The organism is Polaromonas potterensis, from assembly GCF_033446725.1.
Lineage (GTDB): Bacteria > Pseudomonadota > Gammaproteobacteria > Burkholderiales > Burkholderiaceae_C > Polaromonas.
On sequence record NZ_JAWQLX010000007.1, the window covers coordinates 40,435 to 67,052 of the forward strand.

A 26,618-nucleotide genomic window follows, 5' to 3' on the forward strand; every position below is an offset into this window, starting at 1 on the left:
CGGCCATGGCGCGGGCAGGGCCTGGCGCCCGGTTTTTTCTTCCCACGTCCACGCCTGCTGCGCGTAAAATCACGCCATGGCCATGGATTCTGCACCGATCAATCTCACTCACCATTTCCTGATTGCCATGCCCGGGCTGGACGACGAGGCTTTTGCAAAAAGCGTGGTTTATATGTGCGAGCACAGCGACCGGGGCGCGCTTGGCCTGGTGATTAACAAACCCAGCGACATCAACCTCAAAAATCTGTTCGACAAGGTGGCGCTGCCTTTGCGCCGCGATGACTTGACTGAATCGCCGGTGTTTCAGGGCGGGCCGGTGCAAACCGAGCGTGGTTTTGTGCTGCATGAATGTATGTTGCCGGGCAGCGAGTCCGTGTACGCCTCGACCATGACCATTCCGGGCGGGCTGGAAATGACCACCTCCAAGGATGTACTGGAGGCCTTGTCCACGGGTGCCGGGCCGCGCAAGGTGTTTGTCTCGCTGGGTTATTCGGCCTGGGGCGAGGGACAACTGGAGTCCGAAATTTCCGAAAACAGCTGGCTGACCGTGGAAGCGGATTTGTCGGTGATTTTCGATACGCCGGTCGAGCAGCGTTATGACAAGGCGCTGATGCTGCTGGGCTTGCAGAGCTGGATGTTGTCGCCCGAGGCCGGGCACGCATGAGGGCAGTGCCCCCGCCCGTCGTGGCCGCTGCCCTGCAAACATTTCTCGCTTTCGATTTTGGCCTCAAACGCACCGGGGTGGCTACCGGCAACCGCATCACCCACACGGCCACGCCGCAGGGCAGCATAGCCGCCCAAGGGGATGCCCGTTTTGCCGCCATTGCCCTGAAGCTCCGCGAGTGGCAACCCGACGCGCTGGTGGTGGGTATTCCATATCACCCGGACGGCGCCAGCCACGAGAACACCGCACGTGCCCTGAAGTTTGCCCGCCAGCTGCGTGGCCGGTTTGGCCTGCAGGTGTTCGAGGTGGATGAACGTTACAGCACCACCGAGGCCTTGTCGCAAGGCGCAAGTGATGCCGATGCGGCGTCGGCCTGCATCATCCTGGAGCAATTTCTAAGGAGCCTGTCATGACCAGCTTGACCCTGGATGCCGAAGCCTTGTACCGCGAGGTGCTGCGGGCCATGCGGCAGCTGTTGGCAAGTTATGCCCAAGCTCCCCGGCTGGTGGGTGTGGCTTCCGGTGGGGTCTGGCTGGCCGAACGCCTGCGCGCCGACCTGGCGTTGACGGACGAGGTAGGCACCTTGTCTTCGGCGATGCACCGCGATGATTTTGCCCAGCGCGGCCTGTCTGCCAGCGGCCAGACCGTGTTGCCTTTTGACGTCAACGGCGCCGACCTGATCGTGCTGGATGACGTGCTTTACACCGGGCGCACCATCCGTGCGGTGCTCAACGAGTTGTTTGACTACGGCCGGCCGGCCAGCGTCAAGCTGGTGGTGCTGGTGGACCGGGGTGGGCGGGAGTTGCCCATACAAGCCGATTTTGCGGCCGCCCGTGTGGCCTTGCCGGCCTCGCAGTCGCTGGCGCTGGCCCGCGGCGATGACGGCCATTTCAATTTTCAAGTCGAAGGAGCGATGACATGAACCCCTTCATTGGCAGCCTCGCGGCTCTGCGGAAAGTCTGACTGTGTTGTACCGACGCAATCCACAGCTCAATAAAAATGGTGAACTGATTCACCTGCTGTCCATTGAAGGCCTGCCCAAGGCCACACTGACACAGATCCTCGACACCGCTGCCAATTTTGTCAGCGTCAGCGATCGCGAGGTCAAAAAAGTCCCCTTGCTGCGCGGCAAGAGTGTCTTCAATCTCTTCTTCGAGAACTCCACCCGCACCCGCACCACCTTCGAGATCGCGGCGACGCGGCTGTCGGCCGATGTGATCAACCTCGACATCGCACGGTCCTCGGCTTCCAAGGGCGAGTCGCTGTTGGACACCATCTCCAACCTGAGCGCGATGGCGGCCGACCTGTTTGTGGTGCGCCACAGCGAATCCGGCGCGCCTTACCTGATTGCGCAACATGTGGCGCCCCATGTGCACGTGATCAACGCTGGCGATGGCCGCCATGCCCACCCCACACAAGGGTTGCTGGACATGTACACCATCCGCCACTACAAAAAAGACTTCAGCCAGCTCACGGTGGCGATTGTGGGCGACGTCTTGCACTCGCGTGTGGCCCGCTCGGATATTCATGCGCTGACCACGCTGGGCTGCCCCGAGGTGCGTGTGGTGGGCCCCAAAACCCTGGTGCCGGCCGACATGGCGCAAATGGGCGTGCGTGTCTGCCACACGCTGGAAGAAGGCATCAAGGGCGCCGATGTGGTCATCATGCTCAGGCTGCAAAACGAACGCATGTCCGGCGCCTTGTTGCCCAGCAGCCATGAGTTTTTTAAAAGTTTTGGTCTGACCAATGAAAAACTGCAGCTCGCCAAACCCGACGCGATTGTCATGCACCCCGGCCCGATCAACCGCGGGGTCGAGATCGACTCGGCCGTGGTGGATGGTGCGCAAAGTGTGATCTTGCCGCAGGTCACCTTTGGCATTGCCGTGCGTATGGCCGTGATGAGCATTGTGGCGGGAAATGAAGCATGAATATGAGCCCCCACGCTTGTCGCTTCGCGTACTACGCTTCCCCCCGAGGGGGCGCATTTTTCCTTGGGGCGGCCCTGCGGAAAAACATAGCTTCTGACGCTTGTCATTTCGCGCGCTGCGGAGAACCAACATGAAGATATTGATCAAAAACGGCCGTGTGATCGACCCGGCGTCCGGGTTCGACGAAGTCCGTGACGTGGCGATTGCCGCCGGGCGCATTGTTTCGCTCAAGGAAGCGGTCAGCGATTTTTCACCCAACAAAACCATAGACGCGACGGGCTGTGTGGTGGCGCCTGGCCTGATTGACTTGTCGGCGCGCCTGCGCGAGCCGGGTTATGAACACGAGGGCATGCTCGAAAGTGAGCTGGCCGCCGCCGTTGCCGGCGGCGTGACCAGCTTGGTGTGTCCGCCCGATACCGATCCGGTGCTGGATGAGCCCGGCCTGGTCGAGATGCTCAAGTTCCGTGCTGAAAAGATGCACCAGTCGCGAGTCTTTCCGCTGGGGGCGCTGACACGCGCGCTGAAGGGCGAAGCGCTGACGGAAATGGTCGAACTGACCGAAGCCGGTTGTGTCGGTTTCAGCCAGGCCGACGTGCCGCTGGTCAACACCCAGGTCTTGCTGCGTGCCCTGCAATATGCGGCCAGTTTTGGTTACACCGTCTGGTTGCGTCCGCAGGACAGCTGGCTGGGCGGCGGCGTGGCGGCCAGCGGGGCGCTGGCCACGCGTCTCGGCTTGAGTGGTGTACCGGCGATTGCCGAAACGATTGCGTTGCATACCCTTTTCGAGCTGGTGCGTGTGACTGGCGCCCGTGTGCATGTGTGTCGCATCAGCAGCGCGGCGGGCGTGGCCTTGCTGGCGCGCGCCAAGGTCGATGGCCTGGACGTGACGGCCGATGTCAGCATCAACAGCCTGCACCTGACCGATACCGATATTGGTTATTTTGACAGCCGCATGCGCGTGAACCCGCCGCTGCGCCAGCAGCGCGACCGCGATGCCTTGCGCCAGGCGCTGGCCGACGGCACCATCGATGCGCTGGTGTCCGATCACACGCCTGTGGAAGCCGATGCCAAAACTTTGCCCTTTGCCGAAGCCGAGCCAGGCGCCACCGGGCTGGAGCTTTTGTTAGGTCTGGCCTGCAAGTGGGGTCAGGACAGCGGCGTGGGCTTGCCTCGCGCGTTGGCGGTACTCACCAGCGAGCCGGCCCGGGTCCTGGGCAGCGCACTGGGGACGCTGCAAGCCAGTGCCGGGCAACTGGTTAGGGGCGGGGTGGCTGACATCTGTGTGTTTGATCCGCAGTCCGACTGGACAGTTCAGCCCGATGCCTTGCGCAGCCAGGGCAAACACACGCCGTTTTCCGGTTACCAGTTGCCAGCCCGTGTGCGCTGGACCCTGGTCGGCGGACAACTCGCGTACGAGGCCTGAGCCGCATGTCCCGGGCTCGCGCCGCCTGGCGCTTGTTGTGGGCCCTGGGCCATATCGCCGGAGGTCTGTGGACCATCTGGCGTTTGTTTCCCCAGCTGGATCAGCCCGCCAAAGAAGCCCGGGTTCACGCCTGGGCCCAGGCCATGTTGCGGGGCGTGGGCATCACGCTGGTGGTGCAGGGCCAGCCTGTGGCCAGCGGCCCGGCGCTGCTGGTGGCCAACCACCTGTCGTGGCTGGACATCGTGGTGATGCACGCCTCGCGTTATTGCCGTTTTGTCTCCAAGTCTGACATCCAGCACTGGCCCTTGGTAGGCACCTTGGCTGGTGGCGCCGGCACCCTGTACATAGAACGCACATCCAAGCGTGATGCGCACCGTCTGGTGCACCAGATGGCCGAGCGCCTGCGTTTGGGCGAGGTGCTGGCCGTGTTCCCCGAGGGCACGACCGGCGACAGCATCACGCTCAAGCCGTTTCACGCCAACTTGCTGCAGGCGGCGATTGCTGCGGACGCGCCTGTGCAGCCCCTGGCCTTGCGTTTTGTCGACGCGGGCACCGGGCTGACTTGTTTTGCGCCGCGTTACATCGATGACGATTCCATCTTTGTGTCGATCTGGGAAACCTTGTGCGTCAGGGAGTTACGTGCCGAAGTAATTTTTGGCGAGCCGCAACACTGCCAGGGCCGTGATCGGCGCAGCTGGGCGGCTGATCTGCAAAAAGAAGTGGAAGGCCTGCGCGGTACCCGGCCTTGAAGCGGGTTTATTCGCGCTGAAAAGTCACCACGTGGTCGACTTCGGCTCGAATGCCAATCCATTCACCCAGGGCATGGTCGTGGTGTGAAGGCACGTGGGCCATCACGGTTTCCCCGGTCTGCAACTTCAGCGTGTACAAAAATTCAGAGCCGCGAAACGCCTTGCGCAAAATCTGCGCTTTCACCGGTGCTGCGTCGTCATGCACGATGTCGTCGGCGCGCAGCAGCAGGTCACACACCCCATCGGCATAGGCGCCGGGTAGCGGACATTCCAGTACATCGCTCAAGTCACCCAGCGCGGTGTGTACCACCACGTTGTCGCCTTGCTGCGTGATATGGGCGCGGGTAAACACGCCGTGGCCGATGAAATCGGCGACAAAACGGGACGCCGGCCGGTGGTACAGCGCATAAGCGTCGTCCCACTGGTGCAAGCGGCCTTCATGCATCACGCCAATGCGGTCGCCAATGGCAAAGGCTTCGAGCTGGTCGTGGGTGACCAACAGCGCGGTGGCGCCGGCTTGTTTCAAAATACCACGCACCTCGTGGGCCAGACGTTCGCGCAAATCCACGTCGAGGTTGGAGAAAGGCTCGTCCAGCAAAAGCAGGCGCGGCTTGGGCGCCAATGCACGCGCCAATGCCACACGTTGTTGCTGGCCGCCTGACAACTCATGCGGGAAACGTTTTTGCACATTGCCCAGGCCGACCAGGTCCAGCGCTTCCTCGACCCGTTGCCGGCGCTCTTGCGGCTTCAAATGGGTCAGGCCAAAAGCCACGTTGTGCCCGACGTTCAAATGGGGGAACAAGGCGTAGTCCTGAAACACCATGCCGATGCGGCGTTCTTCCGCAGGTACATGAATCTTGCCGCCGCTGACCGTTTCATGGGCCAGCGAGATGCTGCCGGCTTGCGCCCGTTCCAGGCCGGCGACGGCGCGCAGCAAGGTGGTTTTGCCGCAACCCGAAGGGCCGATCAAGACGCCGATCTCACCGGCCAGCAGCCCCAGCGACACGCCGTCCACCGCAGGGCGGGAGCGGCCCGCATAGTGCACGACCAAGTTGGAAAGGTCCAAAAACATGCTGTGAATTGTAGATGCTTACAATTCTTGTTTGCATTTGCCGGGCCCCAAGTCCGTGGCTAGGTGCGGATATCAGGTTTGTCCGGCGATTGCCGCTTTCTTTTTGGACTTCATGCTTCGTCGTTTCATCCCGTCCGTGCTGCTGTTTCTGTTGATGGCCGTGCTCACCTTGCCGGTGCTGGCGGTGTTCTTGTCCTGGTTTGAAGTCGATCCCCAGGCCATGCCCATCCTGCAGCAAATGCTGCAAACCGTTTTACCTGAATACGCTTTCACCTCGCTGCTGCTGTGCCTGTCGGTCGCCCTGGGTGTGGCCGTGCTCGGCATGGCGACGGCCAGTGCGGTGAGTTTGTTTGAGTTTCCGGGCCGGCGGTTTTTCGCCTGGGCGCTGTTGTTGCCGCTGGCCATGCCGGCTTATGTGGTGGCGTATGCGTATACCGATTTTCTGCAATACGCCGGGCCTTTGCAAAGCTGGCTGCGTGCGAGTTTTGGCCTGCAGGGCCGCCTGCTGCCCGAGATACGCAGCCTGGGTGGTGCGGTGCTGGTGTTCACGGTCTCGCTGTATCCCTATGTGTATTTGCTGGCGCGCACCGCCTTGTCCGAGCGGGCCGTGCATTTGATGGAGGCCGCCCGCTTGCTGGGCGCGCCCTTGTCGCGCCGCATTCGCGAGGTCGCCTTGCCGCTGGCCAGACCGGCGGTGGCCGCTGGTGTGGCGCTGGCGCTGATGGAAACCCTGGCCGACTTCGGCGTGTCCAGCTACTTCGGCATCCAGACCTTCACGGCCGGTATTTACAAAGCCTGGTTGTCCATGGACAACCGCCTGGCTGCGGCCCAGCTCGCCACGGTGTTGTTGCTGGTGGTGGCGGTGTTGCTGAAGATTGAACACCACGCGCAAAAACGCATGCGTTTTTCCACCAGCCGGGGTGGGCGCGCCGGGGCCGCCGACGCGGCGCCCACGCCATTGCGCGGCCTGCGGGCCGGCATGGCCTGGACGGTGTGTGCACTGCCGATTGCGCTGGGTTTTGTGTTGCCCGTGTTGTTCATGTTTCGTCCCCTGGTGGCCGGCTGGGGCGAGTTGCCCTGGACACAATTTTGGCGCTGGTCCATGACCAGCTTGTGGCTGGCCGGTTTGAGCGCCGCCCTGGCCACCGCCGTGGCCCTGGGTCTGGCCTTCGCGCTGCGGCGCCAGCCTCACCTGATGACACGCGCCGCCGTGCAAGTCGCCAGCCTGGGTTATGCCGTGCCGGGTGCCGTGATTGTGGTGGGTCTGTTGTTGCCGGTGGGCTGGCTACAGGCCGCCGCGCCGCAAACCGCGGCGGGTTACTGGGTCACAGGCACGGTGCTGGGGCTGGTCTGGGCTTACCTGGTCCGTTTCACCGCGGTGGCGCTGCAGTCGGTGCAAAGTGGCTACTCGCGGATTCCCGCCAGCTTTGATGACAGCGCACGCATGTTGGGCAGCACCGGTGCGGCGCTGTTGGCGCGTGTGCATTGGCCCTTGCTCAAACGCTCGGTGGGCGTGGCTGCGCTGCTGGTGTTTGTTGATGTGATGAAGGAGTTGCCTGCCACCTTGGTGCTGCGTCCCTTCAATAGCGACACCCTGGCCGTGGTGACTTACCAGTTGGCCAGAGACGAACGCCTGGGCGAAGCCGCATTGCCGGCGCTGGCCCTGGTTCTGGTCGGCTTGTTGCCGGTGCTGCTGCTGGGTCGCACCTTGCGCGCGAAATAAACCAACGCGAATTTTTTCGCTGAGAGCGTGTGCCCGACTGTAGGCACCCACCTACGCCCATCCTTTGCCTCAACCTACCCGGGTGACGCGGCCTCCCACGTAAGGTGAAGTTCTCTATCGCAAACATTCGGTACGCGATGCAAACTTACCTCAGGAGGTCAGCATGAACAAGGATCAAGTTGAAGGGAACTGGCTGCAGTTCAAAGGCAAGGTCAAGGAGCAGTGGGGCAAGCTCACGGACGACGATTTGGACGTCATCGACGGCAAACGCGAGCAGTTGCTGGGCCGTATTCAAGAGCGTTACGGCATTGCCAAAGACGAGGCTGAAAAACAGGTGGTCTCGTTTCATGAAGGCAACCCCACCAACTTTTTCGAACGTTATTGAGGGCCACCCACACCTGAAAAGGTGTGCCGCTGTGCTTCTCCCGTTCCAACCATCACGCCTCTAAAGGAAACATTATGAAGTTAAAGCTAATCATGCTCACGCTGGCGGTGTCCTGCACGTTTGCCGGCAATGCCATGGCCTTGTCCAAGGACGAATACAAGGTCCAGAAAGAGCGCATTGAAATGGAGTACAAGGCCAGCCGCGACAAATGCGCCTCCTTGAGTTCCAACGCCAAAGACATTTGCCAGGCGGAAGCCAAGGGCACTGAAAAAGTCGCCAAGGCCGAACTGGAAGCCCAGTACAAACCCAACCCCAGCCACGACAAAAAAATACGGGATGCCAAAGCCGATGCAGCGTATGACGTGGCCAAGGAGAAATGTGACGACCTGGCCGGCAACACCAAAACCGTCTGTGTGAAAGAAGCCCAGGCAGCGCGTACCACCGCGAAGGCCGACGCCAAGGTCAGCAAAGTCAGCGCAGACGCGAACAAGGACAAGGCCGCAGACATGGCTGGCGTCCAAAAAGATGCGGCTGTCGACAAGCGCGACGCCAACTACGAAGTTGCCAAGGCGCGTTGTGATTCACTGGCGGGCGGTGCCAAAGACGGCTGCCTGAACGATGCCAAGGCAAAATTTGGCATGAAATAAGCGGTGCGGCGCTAGCCGTGATGCCCGTCCCGAACATCCCGGCCTGCTGCTGCAGGACCGGGATTTCTTGTTTTTACAAGCCAGATTGGCATCCAACCCATAAGGAATGGGCGCAAGCAGCTATTATTTTTATAGCGACTGTGTTTCGCATGAACTGCCGGGCGCTGAGCGCGCATCCGGTGCGGTCTTTCGGAATGCTTAAAATGGCGGCAATCCAAGGACACATGATGCATATCGACAAAGAACTCGACACCCGCGGCCTGAACTGCCCGCTGCCTATCCTGAAAGCCAAAAAAGCGCTGGCTGAAATGAGCAGCGGCCAACTGTTGCGGGTGGTGTCGACCGACTCCGGCTCCACGCGCGACTTCATGGCCTTTGCCAAACAGACCGGCAACGAGCTGGTGGAACAGCAAACCGAAGGCGCGGACTTCATCCACGTGCTCAAACGCCGTTAACTCGCCCCCACGCTTTTCACTGCGTGTAAGGCGCTGCCCCCCGAGGGGGCTGTGCTTACTTGGGGCGGCCCTGCGCTGCGCACGCGCGCAGTTACTGCTAGCTGAGCCTTTAGCGCACCTGAAGATTCTTCAGGTAATTGCGGAAATGTTCGCCAACGTCCGGATGCTGCAGCGCCAGCTCCACCGTGGCTTCCAGAAAACCTTCCTTGCTGCCGCAGTCGTAACGTTTGCCGCTGTACTGGAAGGCATAAACACTTTCCTCGCTCATCAAACCGGCAATGCCGTCGGTCAGCTGGATTTCCCCGCCAACGCCGCGCGGCTGGTTGCGGATGTGCCGGAACACGGCGGGCGTGAGGATGTAGCGGCCGGCCACGCCCATGCGTGAAGGCGCAAGCTCCGGCGCGGGTTTTTCGACCATTTTGCTGACTTTCATCAGCCGTTCGTTGACCGCTTCGCCCGCGACAATGCCGTAGCGGCGGGTGTGCTCCAGCGGCACTTCCTGCACCGCCAGCAGCGATTGCTGCAATTCCTCAAACTGTGCCGCCATCTGGGCCAGCACCGGCGGCATGCCCACCATCAGATCGTCGGCCAGCAACACGGCAAAGGGTTCGTGGCCCACCAGATGTTCGGCGCACAGGACCGCATGGCCCAGGCCCAGCGATCGCGGCTGGCGAACATAGGAGAAATCCATGTCATCGGGCTGCATGGAGCGCACCAGGGCCAGCAACTGCTGTTTGCCGGCGGCTTCCAGCTCGCTCTCCAGTTCGTACGCGGTATCGAAGTGGTCTTCGATGGCCCGCTTGTTGCGACCCGTGACAAAAATCATGTGGCGTATGCCGGCTGCGTAGGCTTCTTCGACGGCGTACTGGATCAAGGGCTTGTCCACCACGGGCAACATTTCCTTGGGCTGGGCCTTGGTGGCGGGTAAAAAACGAGTGCCCAGGCCGGCGACCGGGAAAACGGCCTTCTTTAAAGCGGTGACTTTTTTCATCGACATGTAATTTGAATAAGGCTAGAGTGTTGCGTTGCTGATACAGGTCAGGCGTGCAGCAAGAATAACAAACAAGGCCATTCGCGGCCAGGCAAAAGGGGCTTTGAGTGGACATCTTACTTCTTGACGCATTGGTTCCGGAGGCCATGGCCTGGCTTGAATCCAGGCACAGCGTGGCCTACAGGCCCGAACTGGCGGACGATCTGGTGGACTTGCGCAAGGCCGCGTACAAAACCCGCGGCCTTGTTTTCCCCCGCCAAACCGTGGTGACCCGCGAGTTTCTGGATTTCTTGCCCAAACTCAAAGCGGTTGGCCGCCTGCATGTGGGCAGCGACAACACCGACCTGGAAGCCTGCAGGGAGCGCGGCATCAAGGTGATCCATGCCAGCAGCGCCAATGTGCGCTCCAACGCCGAATACCTGCTGAGCAGTTTGTTGTTGCTGTACCGGCGTGGTGTGGTGTCGGCACTGATGGGCAAGCGCCACCCGACGGCGCAGATGGGCCGCGAGCTACACGGCAGCACCGTCGGCATTCTGGGCCTGGCCCCGACAGCCCACACGCTGGCCGGCATGCTCACGGGCCTGGGCGTACGCCTGATCGGTTATGACCCGGCGGTCCACCACACCGCGCCTATCTGGGAGCGTTTGCGTATCCAACCGGTGACCCTGACCGAACTGGTCAGCCAGGCGGATGCGGTGTCGGTGCAGATGTTGTATGCCACGCGTTTTCGCGGTTTTGTGAACGACAAGTTGCTCGCCGCCTGCAAACGCAGGCAGTTGTGGGTGGGCATCAGCCGCAGCGCCCTGTTTGATGAAACCGCTTTGGCCGCCGCCCTGAGTGACGGCCGTATCGAGGCCTGCATTCTGGACGGTGCCGAGGACAATTTCACGCGGGACGACACGCCGGTCCGAGGGCTGAAAAACCTGTTCATCACGCCCCGCCTGGGTTCACACACCCGTGAAGCGCGGCTGCGCTCTAGCTGGTATGTGGCGCACCGCATGCATGAAGCCATCACGGCCGGACCGCGCGGTGTGGATTTCATGCCCAGCGCCCCCATGGACATGGAACTGCCAGGCGCTGTGTCACCGTCGCAGTGGGGCGAGCCGGAGTTCATGAATAGATGAAGCCCCCCACGGTCGCTCTACTAGCGTGTAGCTCCCTGCCCCCCTAGGGGGCCGCTGCGCCTGCGGCCCGGCGAAGCCGGTTCCGCGGCCCCTGCTTGACGGGGAACCTTCGCGCAGAACTAAAAAAGCCCCGTTGAACGGGGCTTTTTTGCGAACGGCTGTCGTATGGTTATTTCAAGCGCGCCAGTTGCTCGCTGATTTTTTCAAGCGTCGCCGTGTAGTCGCTCAAACGCTTGCGTTCCTGTTCCAGCACGGCCGGCGGCACCTTGTTCACAAAGGCTTCGTTGGCGAGTTTGGCCTTGACCTTGACCAGCTCGCCTTCGAGGCGGGTGGCTTCCTTGCCCAGGCGGATTTTTTCAGCGGCGACATCGACTTCCATGTGCAGGCAGACTTTGGCTTCTCCCACAACGGCGACAGGCGCCGCCTCGGCCGCCTTGGCCCATTCGGTTTCGCTTTCAAACACCCTGACTTCGCTGAGTTTGGCCAGCGCCTTGATGACGGGCGCGGACTGCGTCATGAAGGCGTGGTCGCCGACGACAAACAGCGGCAGCCGTGTGGCTGGTGACACTTTCATTTCACCGCGCAGGTTGCGGCAGGCGTCCACCAGTGTCTTGAGCTTGGCGACATGCGCTTCGGCTTGTTCGTCGATTTTTGCCGGCTGGCTGGTCGGGTAGGCGGCCTGGCCGATGAACTCGCCTTTTTTCAGGCCGGCCACCGGTGCGACTTTTTGCCAGAGCTCTTCGGTGATGAAAGGAATCACCGGATGCGCCAGGCGCAGGATGGCCTCCAGCGTGCGGATCAAGGTGCGGCGGGTCGCGCGTTGTTGCGCCTCCGTGCCGGTCTGGATCTGCACCTTGGCGATTTCCAGGTACCAGTCGCAGAACTCGTCCCAGATGAACTGATACAGGCTGCCCGCGACGTTGTCCAGGCGGTAGTCGGTAAACCCTTTGGCCACATCGGCTTCCACGCGTTGCAAGGTGGAGGCAATCCAACGGTCAGCTTGCGAAAAACTCAGGTAGTTGTGGAACTCGCCGCCGGGCGCGCATTGTTCCTTGCTGTGTTCGGCCAGACCGCAGTCCTGGCCTTCGCAGTTCATCAAGGTGAAACGGGTGGCGTTCCAGAGCTTGTTGCAGAAGTTGCGGTAACCCTCGCAACGTTTGCTGTCGAAGTTGATGCTGCGGCCCAGGCTGGCCAGCGAGGCAAAGGTGAAACGCAGGGCATCGGCGCCATAGGCCGGGATGCCGACCGGGAATTCCTTCTCGGTGTTTTTGCGCACGGCAGGTGCGGTTTCGGGCTTGCGCAGGCCTTGCGAACGTTTGTCCAGCAGCGGTGCCAGTTCAATGCCGTCGATCAGATCGACCGGGTCCAGCACATTGCCCTCGGACTTGCTCATTTTCTTGCCGTGGGAATCCTTCACCAAACCGTGGATGTAGACATGGTGGAAAGGTACCTGGCCGGTGAAATGCGTGGTCATCATGATCATCCGGGCGACCCAGAAGAAGATGATGTCGTAACCCGTGACCAGCACGCTGGACGGCAAAAAGAGGTCCAGCTCCTTGGTCTTTTCGGGCCAGCCCAGCGAAGAGAAAGGCACCAGCGCCGACGAGTACCAGGTGTCCAGCACGTCTTCGTCGCGGGTCAAATGCAATTCGTCATTGAGCCTATCGCCCCAGAACGCTAGTCCCTTGATGCGTGCTTCTTCCTCGGTATTCGCAACGAACACATTGCCTTGCTGGTCGTACCAGGCCGGGATCTGGTGGCCCCACCAGAGCTGGCGCGAAATACACCAGTCCTGGATGTTGCCCATCCACTGGTTGTAGGTATTGACCCACTGCTCAGGCACAAACTTGACAGCGCCGCTGTCGATCGCATCAATGGCTTTTTGCGCGATGGACTTGCCGGTCGGGTCTTGTTCTGAAACTTTGTTCACCGCGACAAACCACTGGTCGGTCAGCATGGGTTCGATGACCTGGCCGGTGCGGGCGCAACGCGGCACCATGAGTTTGTGTTTTTTGACCTCGACCAGAAAACCTTGGGCTTCGAGGTCGGCGACAACCGCCTTGCGGGCGACGAAGCGGTCCATGCCGCGGTATTTCTCGGGCGCGTTGTCATTGATGGCCGCATCCAGCGTCAACACGCCGATGATGGGCAGGCCATGGCGTTGGCCAACGGCATAGTCGTTGGTGTCGTGTGCTGGCGTGACCTTGACCACGCCGGTGCCGAAGGCCTTGTCTACGTAATCGTCGGCAATGACCGGGATATTGCGCTCGCACAATGGCAACACCACCTGCTTGCCGATCAGCGCGGTATAGCGCTCGTCTTCCGGATGCACCATCACGGCCACGTCGCCCAGCATGGTTTCGGGACGGGTGGTGGCGACGGTGATGGAACCCGAGCCGTCGGCCAGCGGGTAGCGGATGTGCCAGAGGAAGCCGTCTTCCTCTTCGCTTTCGACTTCCAGGTCGGAGACGGCGGACTTGAGGATAGGGTCCCAGTTGACCAGGCGTTTGCCGCGGTAGATCAGGCCTTGTTCATACAGCTGCACAAAGGTCGAGGTGACCACCTTGGACATTTTGGGGTCCATGGTGAAGTATTCGTGTTTCCACGACACCGAGTCACCCATGCGGCGCATCTGGCGCGTGATGGTGGAGCCGGACTCTTCCTTCCACTCCCAGATTTTCGAGACGAAGTTCTTGCGGCCCAGGTCGTGACGGCTTTGGCCTTCACCCTGCAGCTTGCGCTCCACCACGATTTGCGTGGCGATGCCGGCGTGGTCGGTGCCAGGCACCCACAAGGTGTTGTCGCCCTTCATGCGGTGGTAACGCGCCAGCGAGTCCATGATGGTCTGGTTGAAGGCGTGGCCCATGTGCAAGGTGCCGGTCACATTGGGCGGCGGCAACTGGATGGAGAATGAAGGTTTGGCGGCGTCCAGCGTCGGCTCATAAAGGCCGCTTTGCTCCCACAGCGGGCTCCATTGGCTTTCGATCGCCGCGGGCTCGAAAGACTTGGCCAGGCTGTCCAGCCCCGGCGTGGGCACGGTGACCCGGGCGGGCGCAGGTTCGGCAGCGGCGGGTGTGGCGGGCGTGGGCTTGGCAGAGTCGGTCATGGGGTGCAATGAAAAACGGCATCTGGTGAGATGCCGCTGGGGTGGATACAGTGCCCCGATTTTATTCGACTGGCTGCCTTTGCGGGGCAAGAGGCCTTCAAACGACCGTTAAAGGCCTGTTAAGCGGGTGGAACCGGCTTGGCCGCCGCAATACAGGCTTGCAACACCTGGGTATCGCCGAGCTGGTTGGCCAGGATCAGGATCAGGCGGGCGTTGAGCAACTCGGACTGCTCCCGGCTCAGGCCCTGGTGGGCGTCAAGCAGGCATTCGTAGAACGCATCGGCGTCCTGGAGGTTGGGGCTGGTTTGAAAGGAAGCGTCGGTTTTCATGGGTGTTCTTACGCAGGTCAGTGCATGCAAAGGGTTTTTTCCACGGCGGCGATCAGCTGGCTGTCCACGGCTTGGCCGGTGGCGGCCAGGTAGCCGTCCGGCCGCATCAGGGCCCAGGCCTGGCCAGACGCCTGGCAGGCGCCCTGCAGGTGGCCGACGCCGCGGGCATTGGTATCCCAGATGTGTTCGAGCGCCTGCGCCCGATCGCCCGGGCTCAGCACCTGCACACTGCGCACAGGCGCATGTTTTGCCAGTTGCTTCAGGCGCTGCGCCGTGGCCGGCGTCAGCTCGCCGAACACCAGCAGCAGCAGGTCACCCGCGGCCCACTGCAGCAGGTCGTTGACCACACCTTCGGCGCCCGGCCGGGGGGGCTTGGTGCCGGCCTGACCCCGGGTCCATGAGAAGGCCACGTTCTGCACCGACTGGCCACCGGCCGTGCCGCAGATGCTGGAGCGGGTATAGGGGTTGGCGACCGCCATGCGGCCGGTGTTGACGAAGAGGCGCGCGAACAGATGTTGCTTGGCCAGGCTGATGGCGGCACAGCGGAACAGCCGCTCCACGCCGTCGGCTGGTCGCAGAAAGCGCGCCGTGCGGTTGGTGACCAGCACGTTTTGCTGCGCGGCCTCGTGGCGTTCCTCGTGGTAGCTGTCCAGCAACTTGGGCGTGGCCCGGCCCTGCAGCACGGCGGCGAGCTTCCAGGCCAGGTTGTCGGCGTCGGCGATGCCGGTGTTGCCGCCGCGCGCGCCGAAGGGGCTGACCACCTTGGCCGAGTCCCCCATGAAAAACACGCGGCCGTGGCGCATCTGGTCGATGCATTCGCTGCGGTAGGCATAGGGGCCGACCCAGACGATCTCGACGCCCACGTCCTTGCCGAACTGGCGCATCAGGCGTTCGCGCACCACGTCTTCCTGGCTCACGTAGGCCGGGTCGGCATCGGGCGCCATCTGGTAGTCGATGCGCCAGACCTCGTCACCCATCAGGTGTTGCCAGACTGCGCGGTTTTCGTTGAACGGCGCCTCGACCCAGGTGTGGCGTTCCACCGGCGGGTGCGTGGTGAAACGCACGTCGGCGATGCACCAGCGGTCATCGCCCTTCTTGGCGGTGATGCTTGCCTCGCACCACTGGCGAAACGGGCTGCGCGCGCCGGTGGCGTCGATGACATGGTCGGCCTCGATCTGGTAGCTGCCGGCCGGTGTTTCCACCGTCAGCGTCGCGTAGTCGGCGTTCTGCGTGAAATGGCTGATCCGGTTGTTCCAGCGCAGATCGATCTGGCCGAGGGCGTAGATCCGCTCGACCAGAAAACCCTCGATATAAAACTGCTGAATGTTGATGAACGGCGGCTGGATCGACAGGTTGTAGGCGCTTTGTTGCGCCAGGTCGAAGGAGTAGACCTCGTCATCGCCGGCAAATGTGCGGCCCACGCTCCATTGCACGCCTTTGGCGGCGATGGGGTCGTAGACGCCGAGCCGGTGAAAGATCTCCAGCGACTTCTGCGTGTAGCAGATGCCGCGCGAGGACGCGCCCTTGACGCCGACGGTGTTGTCTTCGTCCAGCAGCACGGCCTTGACGCCCTGGCGGGCCAGAGCGCAGGCCAGGGTCAGGCCGGTGATACCGCCGCCGACGATCACGACGGGGTGGCGGTGGGTTTTGCCAGTGGTCAGCTCTTCGGGCGGGACGAAGGGGTACTCGGGCAGGACATAGCCCGTGCCGCGCGTGAATTCGTAGCCGTTGGTGAAGGCCGTGTCGGCATACGGTAGGGGCATTTCAGTCTCCAGCACGCTTGGGTTCCTTGGAAGGTATATGAACGAAATTGGCCACTGGCCCATTACCCGTCAGCGCCGTAAGCTATAAAAAATATAGCGAACGGCGTTGAGGGGGATCACTCCAGCGTGATACCGCGGTCCTTGATCAACTGGTGCCAGATCTTGATTTCCGACTGCGTGTAGGCCGCCATGGCTGCGGCGTCGCTCGGCACCGGCTCCCAGGCCGCCTCAAACAGTTTTCTCTTCACGTCGGCGTTGGCGAGGGCCAGCTGCATCTCGTGCGTCAGCTTGGCTTGCACATCCTTGGGCGTGCTGACGGGCACGACCAGGCCTTGCCAGGCGTAGGCCTCGACATCCTTGAAACCCAGTTCGGCCATGGTGGGTACGTCGGGCAGCTGCGGTATGCGCTTGGCCGACAGAATGGTCAGCGGCACCAGCTTGCCGGCCTTGATGGCACTCATGCCGCTGGAGGTGTCGACCATCATCAGCGGGATCTGGCCGCCCATCACGTCCTGCAATGCCGGCGCTGCGCCGCGGTAGGGCACGTGGACGAGGAACAGGCCGGTGCGGCTCTTGAGCAGTTCCATCGCCAGATGGTGCGGGCTGCCGTTGCCGGGCGAGCCATAACTCAGCTTGCCGGGATCGGCCTTGGCCATCGCCATCATCTGTTTGGCGTCCTTGATGCCGGCGCTGGGCGCTGCCACCAGCAACAGCGGTGCGCGCGCCATCAGGCCGATAGGCGCGAAGTCCTTCGCCGGGTCGTAGGGCAGTTTTTTGTACAGCACCGGGTTGTAGACCAGCACGCCGTTGTCGGCCGTGAACATGGTGTAGCCGTCGCCGGGCGCTTTGGCCGTGATGTCGGCGCCGATGATGGCTCCGGCGCCAGGCCGGTTGTCGATCAGCACCGGCTGGCCCAGTTGTGTCGACATCTGGGCGGCGATGGTGCGGGCCAGGAAGTCGGTGCCACCACCGGCCGGGTAACCCACCACCCAGCGCACGGGTTTGTTGGGGAAGGTCTGGGCTTGGGCCAGGGGCGCTGTCGTGACGGCCAGGCCGAGCAGGCCGAGAGTGAGCGTGCGGCGGGCCGCAGAAATCAGATTCAACAAGTTTGTCTCCTCGTTCAAGGGGGGGGCGAAAAAATGCGCCGCAGCCCGGGTGCCCACTCTGCGGTGGATGGCCCCGGCAAGGACGGCGCGGGGGGAAATCAGTCGGTGCGGCCTCCGTATTCGGGGCGGTCGTTGCTTTGCGGCTTGAGGGCCTCGGCGGCTTTGCCGGCGGCGCGGTCATGGCGCCACTGTTCCTTGCGCGCGGTCCATTCGGCCAGGCGTGCATGCGCGGTTTTGCTTTCCTGCAGCATCTGGAATTCATCGGCCAACTGGGCCGTTAGCTCCAGGCGCACACCATTGGGATCAAAGAAATAAATGCTTTTGAAAATGTGGTGGTCGGTCACGCCCAGCACCTCGATGCCGTCGGCCTCCAGGCGGGTTTTCATGGCTTCGAGGTCGGCCACGGTGTTGACGCGAAAAGAAATGTGGTTGACCCACAGCGGCGTGTTCGGCGAGGGCAGGGCCGCTTCGTCGTTGCCCAGGTCAAAAAACGCGATGAAAGAGCCGTCCTGCAAGCGAAAGAAAAAGTGCGTGTAGGGGCAGTATTCGCCGGTACTGGGCACGTAGTCGCTCTGGATGATGTGGTACAGCGGCAGACCCAGAATGTCTTCGTAAAAATGCCGGGTTTCCTCGGCATCTTTGGCGCGGTAGGCGTAGTGGTGCAGTTGCTGAACGGGCGCTGGCGCGGGCAGCGAGGACGGGGTCGGATTTTTCATCAGGGCAACCATGGGCAATCTCCAAGTTAAACAGCGGGACGGGTTCCTGGTGAGTCCGTCCTGGCACAGGTTGTAAATTTACCTATGCATAACGCATTTACTATAACGTAATCAAAAGCGGCTGCCAAGGCGCTTGATGCGGCGGAGCGCCGGGCTGGTTGAGAATAATTATCAATTGCATCAATCCCATAGGTTTTTTCATTTCCATGGATTGAGGCAAGTTATTAGACGCAGCGCCCGAATCGGACTAAGGTTTATCCGCCCTCGAGGATTTCACTCAAGGCAAGGCGCGATTTTTCACCTCATCACCCATGAAGGAGATATCCATGGCTGCTCTCAAAGGCTCCAAAACGGAAGAAAACCTGAAAGCCGCATTTGCCGGCGAATCACAGGCCAACCGTCGTTATCTGTATTTCGCGAACAAGGCTGACGTTGAAGGCCAGAACGATGTGTCCGCACTGTTCCGCTCGACCGCGGAAGGTGAAACCGGCCACGCCCACGGTCACTTGGAATGGCTGGAGCAATGTGGCGACCCCGCCACCGGCATGCCCTTCGGTGCGACGCGTGACAACCTCAAATCGGCCATCGCCGGTGAAACCCACGAGTACACCGACATGTACCCCGGCATGGCCAAAACCGCGCGTGACGAAGGCCACGACGAAGTGGCCGACTGGTTTGAGACCCTGGCCAAGGCCGAGCGTTCGCATGCCAATCGTTACACCAAGGCCCTGGCAGAACTAGTGGATTGATTTTTTTTGCCCGTTGCGCTGCAAGGCGTGGCGGGTTTTGGAAAAAAATCCGTGCATATTTTTTCTGAAACCCACCCACTACTACGGGAAGCTCTAGAAATTCGATTATCGGGATGCAGGGCAAGGCGTCCGGAGCGCAGGACACCGGAATGCACTTCGGTGCATGAGGATTCCGAGCACCGCGCAACGCTGCCATGCGCCCGAGAATCGGATTTATAGAGCTTCCCCAAAGAGGCACACCATGGCTACAGAAGGCAACCTCGCAGCGCCTACCCGTCATGCAATTGACTGGAAAAACCCGGATTATTACAACGAGGCGGCGACTCTCCATGAGATGGAGCGCATCTTCGACATCTGCCACGGCTGCCGCCGCTGTGTGAGCCTGTGCGGTGCTTTCCCCACCTTGTTTGACCTGGTGGATGAAAGCAAAACCGGCGAGGTGGACGGGGTGGACAAGAAGGACTACATGAAAGTGGTCGACCAGTGCTACATGTGCGACCTCTGCTACATGACCAAGTGCCCTTATGTGCCGCCGCATGAGTTCAACCTGGACTTTCCGCACACCATGCTGCGCGCCAAGGCCATCAAGTTCAAAAAAGGCGAGGTCGGCGCGGCTGAAAAATTCCTGGCCTCCACCGACGTGCACGGTCAGTTTGCCGGCATTCCCATCGTGGTGCAGGTGGTCAACGCCGTCACAAAAACCAAACCGGTACGCGCCGTGATGGAAAAGGTGATGGGTGTGGATAAAAACGCCTGGCTGCCCGAACTGGCCACACACAAGTTCCGTCCCAGCGCGCTGGAGTCACCATCGCATGCGGTGAAAGACGGCGTCAAGACGCCCGGCAAGGTCGCGATTTATGCGACCTGTTATGTCAATTACAACGAGCCCGGCATCGGCCACGATTTGCTCAAAATTCTTGACCACAACGAAGTGCCTTATGTGCTGGTTGAAAAGGAAAAATGCTGCGGCATGCCCAAGCTGGAGTTGGGCGACCTGGACTCGGTCAACAGCAGCAAGGAAACCAATATCCCGGTGCTGGTCAAATACGCCAAGGACGGCTTTGCCATCCTGAGCGCAGTGCCGAGTTGCACCTTGATGTTCAAGCAGGAAATCCCTTTGATGTATCCCGAGGATGCCGATGTGCAACTCGTCAAGGACCACATGTGGGACCCGTTTGAATACCTGATGGCACGCAAACGAGAAGGCCTGCTCAAAACCGAATTCAGCACGCCGCTGGGCAAGATCAGTTACCAGATCCCGTGCCACGGCCGGGTGCAAAACATCGGCAAGAAGACCGAGGAAATGCTCAAGATGGTGCCTGGCACCAGCGTGCAAACCCACGAGCGTTGTTCCGGCCATGCCGGCACCTTTGGCGTGAAAGTGCCGTACCACCAGCAGGCCATGAAAATTGGCAAGCCGCTGTTCAAGGCCATGGCCAGCCACAAGGACGGCGGCCTGCCCGATGTGATCAGCAGCGACTGCCCGCTGGGCGGCCACCACATTGCCCAGGGTTTTGAGGTCAACCAGTTGGGCGCAGCGCCGCAACAACATCCGCTGACCTTGATACGCACAGCCTACGGCCTGAAATGAACGGACGACCTGCCATGCACAACACCGGAAAAATCACCCGCGACAGCCTCATGACCCTGGAGGCCTACAGCCAATACCGCAAGGACAACAAGCCGACCATCATGGCGCACCGCCGGCTGCGCAGCGTGCGTTTGGGTGAGTTCATCAACCTGCAGTTTGAAAGCGAAACCAGCATCCGTTACCAGATCCAGGAAATGTTGCGCATCGAAAAAATCTTCGAGGAAGACGGCATAGAGCAGGAGATCGAGGCTTATGCGCCGCTGCTGCCCGACGGCAGCAACTGGAAGGGCACCTTGATGCTGGAGTACCCCGATGTCAACGAACGAAAACGTGAACTGGCCCGCCTGATTGGTGTCGAAGACCGTTTGTTTGTCGAGGTCGAGGGCCACGCCCGGGTGTACGCGATTGCCGACGAAGACATGGACCGTGAAAACGAGGAGAAAACCTCGGCCGTGCATTTTGTGCGTTTCGAGCTGGACCCGGCCATGTGCGCCGCCGTCAAGGCCGGTGCCAGTGTCAAGCTGGGCTGCGACCACAGGAACTATCCGGCGCATGTGACGATCGCCGCAGAAACGCTGGCATCACTGGCCAGCGATCTGCGCTGATCAGGGCCAACAGCAAAGGCCCGCGGGCGGCCTGACTGGGGGCGGTGTCGTAAAGTCGGGGATTGCTTGCCAACCCATTCCCCAGGACCCATGCTGTTTCTTATCTCGCCCGCCAAATCACTGGACTACGACACGCCTGCCCACACCGCGGCGCACACCCAACCCCTTTTCACGCACCAGTCGGCCCAGCTGATCGAGGTGCTCAAGACCCAGTCCCCGCAGCAAATCAGCACGCTGATGAAGCTCTCGGACACCCTGGCCGGCCTGAATGTGGCGCGTTACCAGGCCTGGTCGCCCAAATTCACCGCCAAAAACTCCAAACAGGCGGTGTTGGCCTTCAACGGCGATGTCTACGGCGGGCTGGACGCCAAAACCCTGAGCGAGCAGCAACTGGTCTGGGCGCAGGCGCATGTGGGCATCCTCAGCGGCTTGTACGGCGTGTTGCGCCCGCTGGACTGGATGCAGCCCTACCGGCTGGAAATGGGCACCAGCCTGGCCACACCCCAGGGCAACAACCTCTACCGCTTCTGGGGCACGCAGATCTCGGACTACCTCAATCAACGCGCGGCGGCGGACACCTCGCCGGTGATCGTCAACCTGGCCAGCGAAGAGTATTTCAAGGCGGTGGACCGCAAAGCCCTGAAGCCGCGTGTGGTGAGTTGTGTTTTTGAAGAGTTCAAAGGCGGAAAATACAAAATCATCAGCTTCAACGCCAAACGCGCACGTGGCCTGATGTTGCGTTTTGCGATTGAAAACAAGCTGCGCAGCGTCAAGAAGCTGGAGAGCTTTGATGCCGAAGGTTATTCTTTCACGCCGGCCGTCTCCACGACGGACCGGCTGGTGTTCAGGCGCCAACAGGCGGACTGACACCTCTTTTTTCATGTGATCGGAGCTACCGTGACCTTGCCCAATACCCCCGTTCAGGTCAGCCAGTTCATCACGCGCGACCTGCGCGAATGGATGGCCGCGCAGACCGCCCAAGGCCACGGGCCAGAGGAGGTGTTGCAGGCCATGCTGGCGGCCGGGTGGAGCCACCAGGTGGCGACCGAAGCCTTGACCGCCTCCCTGCCGCCGCCGGCCTTGCCCGTGCCATGGCCGGCGCAGGCCGATGCCAGCCTGCGGCTGGACGCGGGGGACCGCTGGGTGGACCTGAGCACCGTCATGCGTGCGCCCGACTTGCTGGTGCTGGAAAATTTGCTGAGTGTGGACGAATGCCAGGCGCTGATCGACGCGGCCAGGCCGCGCCTGGAGCGCTCGCAGACGGTGGCACTGGAAACCGGCGGCGAAGAAATTCACGAAGACCGCACCAGCGACGGCATGTTTTTCACGCGTGGTGAAAACCCGCTGGTCGCGTGTATCGAGGCGCGTATTGCCAAACTGCTGGACTGGCCGGTGGAAAATGGGGAAGGTTTGCAAGTCTTGCGTTACGGGCCGGGCACCGAATACAAGCCGCACTATGATTATTTCGACCCGGCGGAAGCCGGCACGGCCGCCATCCTGGCGCGCGGCGGGCAGCGTGTCGCCACCCTGGTCATGTACCTGCAGGAGCCGGCGCAGGGCGGCGCCACCGTGTTTCCCGAGGTGCGGCTGCAGGTGGTGCCCCGGCGCGGGCATGCGGTGTTTTTCAACTACAGCCAGGCGCATCCCTGCAGCCACACCTTGCACGGCGGCATGCCGGTGCTGGCCGGTGAAAAGTGGATTGCCACCAAGTGGCTGCGCGAGCGTGAGTTCTGCTAGTTTTATGACGAAAACAACCTCGGAGCGACCGATTGACGGGCGCAATCAGCTATGAAAATAAGAGCAAATGGCATCGACATCGAAGTCGAGGACAGCGGCGCTGGTAGCGAGGGGATGACTCGGCCGGCAGTTCTGCTGATCATGGGCCTGGGCATGCAACTGGTGGCCTGGCCACCGGCCATGGTGCAGGCCCTGGTGGATGCCGGTTACCGCGTGATCCGGCTGGACAACCGCGACATCGGCCTGTCGCAAAAATTCGATCACCTGGGCACGCCCAACCTGGTCTGGGAAAGCCTCAAGTACAAACTGGGCCTGCCCGTGAAGTCGCCGTATTCGCTGCATGACATGGCCGCCGATGCGCTGGCCGTGCTGGATGCGCTGAAGGTGGACAAGGCGCATGTGGTGGGTGTCAGCATGGGCGGCATGATTGCGCAACGTGTGGCGTTGGCCGCGCCCGAACGCATGCTGAGCCTGACCAGCATCATGAGTTCCAGCGGCGCGCGCGGCCTGCCGCAGGCCAAGCCGCAAGTCATACGGGTGTTGCTCGGCCGGCCGGCTGGCAGCGACCAGCAGTCCGCACTGGAACACTACGTCAAGCTGTTCAAGGCCATCGGCAGCCCGGGCTTTCCGTCCGAGGACGCCGAACTGCGCGAACGGATTGCGGCGGCGGCCCAGCGCAGTTTTTACCCGACCGGCACCTTGCGCCAGATGGTGGCCATCGTCGCCGACAACCGGCGTGCCGCCGAACTGGCCAGCTTGCGCCTGCCCACACTGGTGATCCACGGCAAGGCCGACCCACTGCTGCCGTTTGCCTGCGGCGAAGACACGGCGCGGCGCATCCCCGGCGCCCGATTGATCGGCATCGAAGGCATGGGCCACGACTTGCCGGCCGGCGTGGTCCAGCGTTTGCTGGAACCGCTGATTCCCCACCTCAACGCTGCAAAGAGCCTCTCATGAACACCCCCGAAAAATCCCAGCTGGGCAAAAGCTCGGCCTACATCGACCAGTACGACGCCTCGCTGCTGTTCCCGATTCCGCGCGCCAGCAAGCGTGAAGAACTGGGCCTGGGCGATGCCTTGCCGTTTGTCGGCGCCGACATGTGGACCGCGTTTGAGCTGAGCTGGCTCAACCTGCGCGGCAAACCGCAGGTGGCGCTGGCGCACATCACCGTGCCCTGCGAGTCGCCCAACATCGTCGAAAGCAAGTCCTTCAAGCTTTACCTCAACAGCTTCAACAACACACGTTTCGCGGACGCACGCGAAGTGCGTGAGCGGATTCGCGCCGATCTCAATGCCGCTGTGGGTGTGGGTGTGGGCGTCAAGACCTTGGGGCCGGAGTTGTTCGACCAGGAGCCCGTGCATGAACTGGACGGCCTGAACCTGGATCGGCTGGATGTCGAGTGCCAGCATTACACACCAGCGCCCGAGCTGTTGTTTGCCGACGCGGACGAGCCATCGGTCAGCGAGACCCTGGTGTCCAATCTGCTCAAAAGCAATTGCCTGGTGACCGGCCAGCCCGATTGGGGCAGCGTGCAGATCAGTTATTCCGGCGCCCCCATCGACCAGGAAGGCCTGCTGCAATACATCGTGAGTTTTCGCAACCACAACGAGTTTCACGAGCAATGTGTCGAACGTATCTTCATGGACATCTGGACCCGTTGCCGGCCGCTGAAGCTGTCGGTCTATGCGCGTTACACGCGGCGTGGCGGGCTGGACATCAACCCTTTCCGGACCAGCCACCCGCAGGCGCTGCCGCCCAATATTCGCATGGCGCGGCAATAGTCGGGCGCCTTGAGCTGCTACCAAAAGAGTAGCTGCTTGCGACCGCTCTCTATGGGCTAGAGCCCGATTTCTTTAAAATTGTTGAGCGGCGAGAGGGCGCTGAACTCGCCCGCGCGTTTTTCCTTCATCGCGGTTACGGCTTCGCGCACCTGCTGGTTGCTCCAGATCGCGCCTTGCAGCCAGCCCATTTGTTTCAGCGCGTCGTCCACCGAATGGTCACGCGTGTAATGGATGGCCTGTTTGGTGCCCCAGATGGCGACGGGCGGTTTGCTGGCGATTTCCTGGGCGCACAACAAGGCGCCGGCCAGCATGGCTTCTTGTGTTTCAAACACTTCGTTGACCAAGCCATAGCCCAAAGCCTTTTGCGCTGGGAGGCGGCGGCCGGTGTAGGCCAGCTCCTTGACCACGGCCAGCGGCACCAGCTTGGGCAGGCGTTGCAAGGTGCCGACGTCGGCGACCATGCCGATGTTGATTTCCTGGATGCAGAAAAACGCGTCGGCCGTGGCGTAACGGATGCAGCAGGCGGTCACCATGTCGACCGCGCCGCCTATGCAGCCGCCCTGGATGGCGGCAATCACCGGGATACGCAGGGTTTCGAGCTTGGTGAAGGTGGCCTGCATATCGGTCAGCAGGTCGAAGATGGCGGCGCGGCCTTCCGGGCTCTGGTCGTCCATGGCGATGGCGCCGCCAAAAGTTTCCAGCGCCATGCCGGCGCTGAAATGTTTGCCGGTGCTGGAAATCACCAGCACCCGTGCCTCACCGGCCTTGTGCAGTTGCGTCAGCACCGCATCGAGTTCACGCCAGAAGGTCGGGTGCATGGTGTTCATCGCCTCGGGACGGTTGAGCACCAGGTGCGCGATGTGGTCGGTGGTGGTGAGCGAAAAGCAGGTGAGGGGGTTCATGCCGACCAATGTACGTCAGCGGGTGAGATCCAGCCAGTCACACCTGAGACGCCCGGCTTCGTGCGCGCGCAGGCGCCAAGCCACATACAAGCGCGGCGCCACCATGCCCAGCAGGCACGGCAGGCAAGCCCAGAAGTCGCCCAGCGCGAAAGTGGGCACCCAGCCGACCCAGCCCATGACCCACAGCGTCAGGACGGCGTCCCAGGTGTGGTACTCCAGCGGATGGGTGCGCCTGTGCTCCAGTTGCCAGAGTTTGATGCGCTGCAAGGCGGCCAGGGTGATGTGCCTGCTGGGGTGGGGTGTCGAAGGGTGCGCCATAAAACCTCCGTGCAGAGGCTTAACTGTAAGTTTCGCGAAAGGTAAAGTCAATCCGGCGCAGGGCTTTCCCGGCAACAAGCGGTTAAATCCGGCGCCGGCGTGGCACCACGCTGAGCTGCATCGTGGCTTTGCCGGGTGTCGCACTCACGGTGGTTGGCTGGGGGGCAATATCGATCAATTGGTCGGCATGCCAGACCTTGATTTGTGCGGCACCGTCAGGAATCTGCTCGATGCTGGCGATACCGTCGGCACCGGTCAGCATCGCCCAGGGCGATTCGCTGACATAGACATGGCCGCGCATGGAGCCGTGGATGTGGCAGCCCAGCAGCACGGCCCCGGCTTTTTCAAATACCGCGTCTGCCGATTTGGCGGGTTTGCCATCGACCTTGCCGTCCAGTCGCAGCTCGAAGCCGCCGCTGGCGGCTGTATTGAACTGCGCAAAGCCCGCGGCCGACCCGCGGACATGGTGATCCCAGGGGTCGTTGTTGGTGAAGTGGGCCCGGGCACCGACCGCCACCACGCTGACGGCGGGGATGAAGCGCATTTTTTCCTGGTTGATGGTCACCTGCGTCGGCAGCGCTGTTTTGGGCTCCCCTTTGTTGGCAGGCAGCACCACGACCACGGCATCGGCCACGGGTTTGCCTTCCTTGTCCAGCACCAGAACTTGCAGGTTGCCGGCCGTGGCCCAGCCGGACAAGGCGGCCAGGGCGAGGGTGAGCAGGGTTTTTTTCATGAGAGGGTGGCCTTGTATGTG

28 protein-coding genes are annotated in these 26,618 nt (G+C 61.7%); 18 read left to right on the forward strand and 10 right to left on the reverse strand.

From position 1 onward, the window contains the following. Window positions 1–76: 76 nt before the first annotated feature. The 6 genes from R6254_RS13720 (at window position 77) to R6254_RS13745 (ending at window position 4,764) form a co-directional block, all read left to right on the forward strand. Complete coding sequence (locus R6254_RS13720; protein ID WP_318407584.1) at window positions 77–664, forward strand: YqgE/AlgH family protein; 588 nt, start codon at window positions 77–79, stop codon at window positions 662–664. Next, entirely contained in the window at window positions 661–1,077 is a 417-nt protein-coding gene (gene ruvX / locus R6254_RS13725) for a Holliday junction resolvase RuvX (RefSeq protein WP_318407586.1), read from the forward strand. Before R6254_RS13720 ends, ruvX begins: the two co-directional genes overlap by 4 nt. Continuing rightward, window positions 1,074–1,586 (forward strand): bifunctional pyr operon transcriptional regulator/uracil phosphoribosyltransferase PyrR, encoded by a 513-nt coding sequence (gene pyrR, locus R6254_RS13730; RefSeq protein ID WP_318407587.1) that lies wholly within the window; start codon window positions 1,074–1,076, stop codon window positions 1,584–1,586. Before ruvX ends, pyrR begins: the two co-directional genes overlap by 4 nt. 43 nt (window positions 1,587–1,629) lie before the next feature. Then, entirely contained in the window at window positions 1,630–2,592 is a 963-nt protein-coding gene (locus R6254_RS13735) for an aspartate carbamoyltransferase catalytic subunit (RefSeq protein ID WP_318407588.1), read from the forward strand. A gap of 130 nt (window positions 2,593–2,722) precedes the next feature. Next, on the forward strand, window positions 2,723–4,015 hold the full coding sequence (locus R6254_RS13740) for a dihydroorotase (RefSeq protein ID WP_318407590.1): 1,293 nt from the start codon (window positions 2,723–2,725) through the stop codon (window positions 4,013–4,015). 5 nt (window positions 4,016–4,020) lie between these two features. Continuing rightward, window positions 4,021–4,764: a lysophospholipid acyltransferase family protein gene (locus tag R6254_RS13745; protein WP_318407592.1), complete on the forward strand. Its 744-nt coding sequence runs from the start codon at window positions 4,021–4,023 to the stop codon at window positions 4,762–4,764. Between the two features lie 7 nt (window positions 4,765–4,771). On the opposite strand, the gene R6254_RS13750 is transcribed toward R6254_RS13745, so the two are convergent. Next, window positions 4,772–5,836 carry an ABC transporter ATP-binding protein gene (locus tag R6254_RS13750; RefSeq protein WP_318407594.1) on the reverse strand — a complete coding sequence of 355 codons (1,065 nt, stop codon included), beginning with the start codon at window positions 5,834–5,836 and terminating at the stop codon, window positions 4,772–4,774. Between the two features lie 112 nt (window positions 5,837–5,948). Here R6254_RS13750 and R6254_RS13755 point away from each other — a divergent pair, with 112 nt between their 5' ends. The 4 genes from R6254_RS13755 to R6254_RS13770 all read left to right on the forward strand — a co-directional run bounded on the left by R6254_RS13755 (window position 5,949) and on the right by R6254_RS13770 (window position 9,046). Next, the gene (locus R6254_RS13755; protein ID WP_318407596.1) at window positions 5,949–7,559 is read left to right on the forward strand and encodes an ABC transporter permease; all 1,611 of its coding nucleotides are present in this window, start codon (window positions 5,949–5,951) and stop codon (window positions 7,557–7,559) included. Window positions 7,560–7,722: 163 nt separating this feature from the next. Beyond that, a complete protein-coding gene (locus R6254_RS13760) occupies window positions 7,723–7,944 on the forward strand; it encodes a CsbD family protein (RefSeq protein WP_318407597.1) in 222 nt (73 codons plus the stop codon). Between the two features lie 74 nt (window positions 7,945–8,018). Continuing rightward, the gene (locus tag R6254_RS13765) at window positions 8,019–8,591 is read left to right on the forward strand and encodes a hypothetical protein (protein ID WP_318407598.1); all 573 of its coding nucleotides are present in this window, start codon (window positions 8,019–8,021) and stop codon (window positions 8,589–8,591) included. Between the two features lie 227 nt (window positions 8,592–8,818). Then, complete coding sequence (locus tag R6254_RS13770) at window positions 8,819–9,046, forward strand: sulfurtransferase TusA family protein (RefSeq protein ID WP_318407600.1); 228 nt, start codon at window positions 8,819–8,821, stop codon at window positions 9,044–9,046. Between the two features lie 109 nt (window positions 9,047–9,155). Here R6254_RS13770 and galU read toward each other — a convergent pair whose 3' ends face one another. Continuing rightward, window positions 9,156–10,037 (reverse strand): UTP--glucose-1-phosphate uridylyltransferase GalU, encoded by an 882-nt coding sequence (galU, locus tag R6254_RS13775; RefSeq protein WP_318407601.1) that lies wholly within the window; start codon window positions 10,035–10,037, stop codon window positions 9,156–9,158. 107 nt (window positions 10,038–10,144) lie between these two features. Between galU and R6254_RS13780 the strand changes: the two genes are divergently transcribed. Then, on the forward strand, window positions 10,145–11,161 hold the full coding sequence (locus R6254_RS13780) for an NAD(P)-dependent oxidoreductase (RefSeq protein WP_318407602.1): 1,017 nt from the start codon (window positions 10,145–10,147) through the stop codon (window positions 11,159–11,161). A 169-nt stretch (window positions 11,162–11,330) separates the two neighbouring features. Here the strand turns inward: R6254_RS13780 and R6254_RS13785 are convergent, their stop codons facing one another. From R6254_RS13785 to R6254_RS13805, 5 genes are all read right to left on the reverse strand, one after another. Then, on the reverse strand, window positions 11,331–14,267 hold the full coding sequence (locus tag R6254_RS13785) for a valine--tRNA ligase (protein ID WP_318407604.1): 2,937 nt from the start codon (window positions 14,265–14,267) through the stop codon (window positions 11,331–11,333). A gap of 119 nt (window positions 14,268–14,386) precedes the next feature. Then, window positions 14,387–14,596, reverse strand: a complete 210-nt coding sequence (locus R6254_RS13790) for a DUF2783 domain-containing protein (protein ID WP_318407606.1) — start codon at window positions 14,594–14,596, stop codon at window positions 14,387–14,389. A gap of 17 nt (window positions 14,597–14,613) precedes the next feature. Then, entirely contained in the window at window positions 14,614–16,359 is a 1,746-nt protein-coding gene (locus R6254_RS13795) for an FAD-dependent oxidoreductase (RefSeq protein WP_318407608.1), read from the reverse strand. A gap of 116 nt (window positions 16,360–16,475) precedes the next feature. Further along, window positions 16,476–17,465, reverse strand: a complete 990-nt coding sequence (locus R6254_RS13800; protein ID WP_318407609.1) for a Bug family tripartite tricarboxylate transporter substrate binding protein — start codon at window positions 17,463–17,465, stop codon at window positions 16,476–16,478. 98 nt (window positions 17,466–17,563) lie between these two features. Beyond that, entirely contained in the window at window positions 17,564–18,193 is a 630-nt protein-coding gene (locus R6254_RS13805) for a VOC family protein (RefSeq protein WP_318407611.1), read from the reverse strand. Window positions 18,194–18,507: 314 nt separating this feature from the next. Here R6254_RS13805 and R6254_RS13810 point away from each other — a divergent pair, with 314 nt between their 5' ends. The 7 genes from R6254_RS13810 to queF all read left to right on the forward strand — a co-directional run bounded on the left by R6254_RS13810 (window position 18,508) and on the right by queF (window position 24,644). After that, window positions 18,508–18,930, forward strand: coding sequence for a rubrerythrin family protein (locus R6254_RS13810; RefSeq protein WP_318407612.1), 423 nt, complete (start codon window positions 18,508–18,510; stop codon window positions 18,928–18,930). Window positions 18,931–19,171: 241 nt separating this feature from the next. Beyond that, entirely contained in the window at window positions 19,172–20,521 is a 1,350-nt protein-coding gene (locus R6254_RS13815; protein ID WP_318407613.1) for a heterodisulfide reductase-related iron-sulfur binding cluster, read from the forward strand. A gap of 14 nt (window positions 20,522–20,535) precedes the next feature. After that, window positions 20,536–21,126: a DUF3501 family protein gene (locus R6254_RS13820; RefSeq protein WP_318407874.1), complete on the forward strand. Its 591-nt coding sequence runs from the start codon at window positions 20,536–20,538 to the stop codon at window positions 21,124–21,126. Window positions 21,127–21,216: 90 nt separating this feature from the next. Then, complete coding sequence (gene yaaA, locus R6254_RS13825) at window positions 21,217–21,993, forward strand: peroxide stress protein YaaA (RefSeq protein WP_318407614.1); 777 nt, start codon at window positions 21,217–21,219, stop codon at window positions 21,991–21,993. 93 nt (window positions 21,994–22,086) lie between these two features. Then, on the forward strand, window positions 22,087–22,863 hold the full coding sequence (locus R6254_RS13830; protein ID WP_318407875.1) for a 2OG-Fe(II) oxygenase: 777 nt from the start codon (window positions 22,087–22,089) through the stop codon (window positions 22,861–22,863). 51 nt (window positions 22,864–22,914) lie between these two features. After that, window positions 22,915–23,820, forward strand: a complete 906-nt coding sequence (locus tag R6254_RS13835) for an alpha/beta fold hydrolase (RefSeq protein ID WP_318407616.1) — start codon at window positions 22,915–22,917, stop codon at window positions 23,818–23,820. Continuing rightward, window positions 23,817–24,644 carry an NADPH-dependent 7-cyano-7-deazaguanine reductase QueF gene (gene queF / locus R6254_RS13840; RefSeq protein WP_318407618.1) on the forward strand — a complete coding sequence of 276 codons (828 nt, stop codon included), beginning with the start codon at window positions 23,817–23,819 and terminating at the stop codon, window positions 24,642–24,644. The genes R6254_RS13835 and queF overlap by 4 nt, the downstream gene beginning before the upstream one ends. A 56-nt stretch (window positions 24,645–24,700) precedes the next feature. Here queF and R6254_RS13845 read toward each other — a convergent pair whose 3' ends face one another. The 3 genes from R6254_RS13845 to R6254_RS13855 all read right to left on the reverse strand — a co-directional run bounded on the left by R6254_RS13845 (window position 24,701) and on the right by R6254_RS13855 (window position 26,597). Beyond that, window positions 24,701–25,546, reverse strand: coding sequence for an enoyl-CoA hydratase-related protein (locus R6254_RS13845; RefSeq protein WP_318407619.1), 846 nt, complete (start codon window positions 25,544–25,546; stop codon window positions 24,701–24,703). Between the two features lie 15 nt (window positions 25,547–25,561). Beyond that, window positions 25,562–25,864 (reverse strand): hypothetical protein, encoded by a 303-nt coding sequence (locus tag R6254_RS13850; protein WP_318407620.1) that lies wholly within the window; start codon window positions 25,862–25,864, stop codon window positions 25,562–25,564. A gap of 82 nt (window positions 25,865–25,946) precedes the next feature. Next, complete coding sequence (locus tag R6254_RS13855) at window positions 25,947–26,597, reverse strand: cupredoxin domain-containing protein (protein WP_318407621.1); 651 nt, start codon at window positions 26,595–26,597, stop codon at window positions 25,947–25,949. Between the last annotated feature and the right edge of the window lie 21 nt (window positions 26,598–26,618).

Bases quoted from the DNA above. Each gene is read 5' to 3' on its own strand.
- R6254_RS13720 (WP_318407584.1), top strand. From the start codon at position 77: ATGGCCATGGATTCTGCACCGATCAATCTCACTCACCATTTCCTGATT.
- ruvX (WP_318407586.1), top strand. From the start codon at position 661: ATGAGGGCAGTGCCCCCGCCCGTCGTGGCCGCTGCCCTGCAAACATTT.
- pyrR (WP_318407587.1), top strand. From the start codon at position 1,074: ATGACCAGCTTGACCCTGGATGCCGAAGCCTTGTACCGCGAGGTGCTG.
- R6254_RS13740 (WP_318407590.1), top strand. From the start codon at position 2,723: ATGAAGATATTGATCAAAAACGGCCGTGTGATCGACCCGGCGTCCGGG.
- R6254_RS13745 (WP_318407592.1), top strand. From the start codon at position 4,021: ATGTCCCGGGCTCGCGCCGCCTGGCGCTTGTTGTGGGCCCTGGGCCAT.
- R6254_RS13750 (WP_318407594.1), bottom strand. From the start codon at position 5,836: ATGTTTTTGGACCTTTCCAACTTGGTCGTGCACTATGCGGGCCGCTCC.
- R6254_RS13755 (WP_318407596.1), top strand. From the start codon at position 5,949: ATGCTTCGTCGTTTCATCCCGTCCGTGCTGCTGTTTCTGTTGATGGCC.
- R6254_RS13760 (WP_318407597.1), top strand. From the start codon at position 7,723: ATGAACAAGGATCAAGTTGAAGGGAACTGGCTGCAGTTCAAAGGCAAG.
- R6254_RS13765 (WP_318407598.1), top strand. From the start codon at position 8,019: ATGAAGTTAAAGCTAATCATGCTCACGCTGGCGGTGTCCTGCACGTTT.
- R6254_RS13770 (WP_318407600.1), top strand. From the start codon at position 8,819: ATGCATATCGACAAAGAACTCGACACCCGCGGCCTGAACTGCCCGCTG.
- galU (WP_318407601.1), bottom strand. From the start codon at position 10,037: ATGAAAAAAGTCACCGCTTTAAAGAAGGCCGTTTTCCCGGTCGCCGGC.
- R6254_RS13785 (WP_318407604.1), bottom strand. From the start codon at position 14,267: ATGACCGACTCTGCCAAGCCCACGCCCGCCACACCCGCCGCTGCCGAA.
- R6254_RS13790 (WP_318407606.1), bottom strand. From the start codon at position 14,596: ATGAAAACCGACGCTTCCTTTCAAACCAGCCCCAACCTCCAGGACGCC.
- R6254_RS13795 (WP_318407608.1), bottom strand. From the start codon at position 16,359: ATGCCCCTACCGTATGCCGACACGGCCTTCACCAACGGCTACGAATTC.
- R6254_RS13805 (WP_318407611.1), bottom strand. From the start codon at position 18,193: ATGGTTGCCCTGATGAAAAATCCGACCCCGTCCTCGCTGCCCGCGCCA.
- R6254_RS13810 (WP_318407612.1), top strand. From the start codon at position 18,508: ATGGCTGCTCTCAAAGGCTCCAAAACGGAAGAAAACCTGAAAGCCGCA.
- R6254_RS13815 (WP_318407613.1), top strand. From the start codon at position 19,172: ATGGCTACAGAAGGCAACCTCGCAGCGCCTACCCGTCATGCAATTGAC.
- R6254_RS13820 (WP_318407874.1), top strand. From the start codon at position 20,536: ATGCACAACACCGGAAAAATCACCCGCGACAGCCTCATGACCCTGGAG.
- yaaA (WP_318407614.1), top strand. From the start codon at position 21,217: ATGCTGTTTCTTATCTCGCCCGCCAAATCACTGGACTACGACACGCCT.
- R6254_RS13830 (WP_318407875.1), top strand. From the start codon at position 22,087: ATGGCCGCGCAGACCGCCCAAGGCCACGGGCCAGAGGAGGTGTTGCAG.
- R6254_RS13835 (WP_318407616.1), top strand. From the start codon at position 22,915: ATGAAAATAAGAGCAAATGGCATCGACATCGAAGTCGAGGACAGCGGC.
- queF (WP_318407618.1), top strand. From the start codon at position 23,817: ATGAACACCCCCGAAAAATCCCAGCTGGGCAAAAGCTCGGCCTACATC.
- R6254_RS13845 (WP_318407619.1), bottom strand. From the start codon at position 25,546: ATGAACCCCCTCACCTGCTTTTCGCTCACCACCACCGACCACATCGCG.
- R6254_RS13850 (WP_318407620.1), bottom strand. From the start codon at position 25,864: ATGGCGCACCCTTCGACACCCCACCCCAGCAGGCACATCACCCTGGCC.
- R6254_RS13855 (WP_318407621.1), bottom strand. From the start codon at position 26,597: ATGAAAAAAACCCTGCTCACCCTCGCCCTGGCCGCCTTGTCCGGCTGG.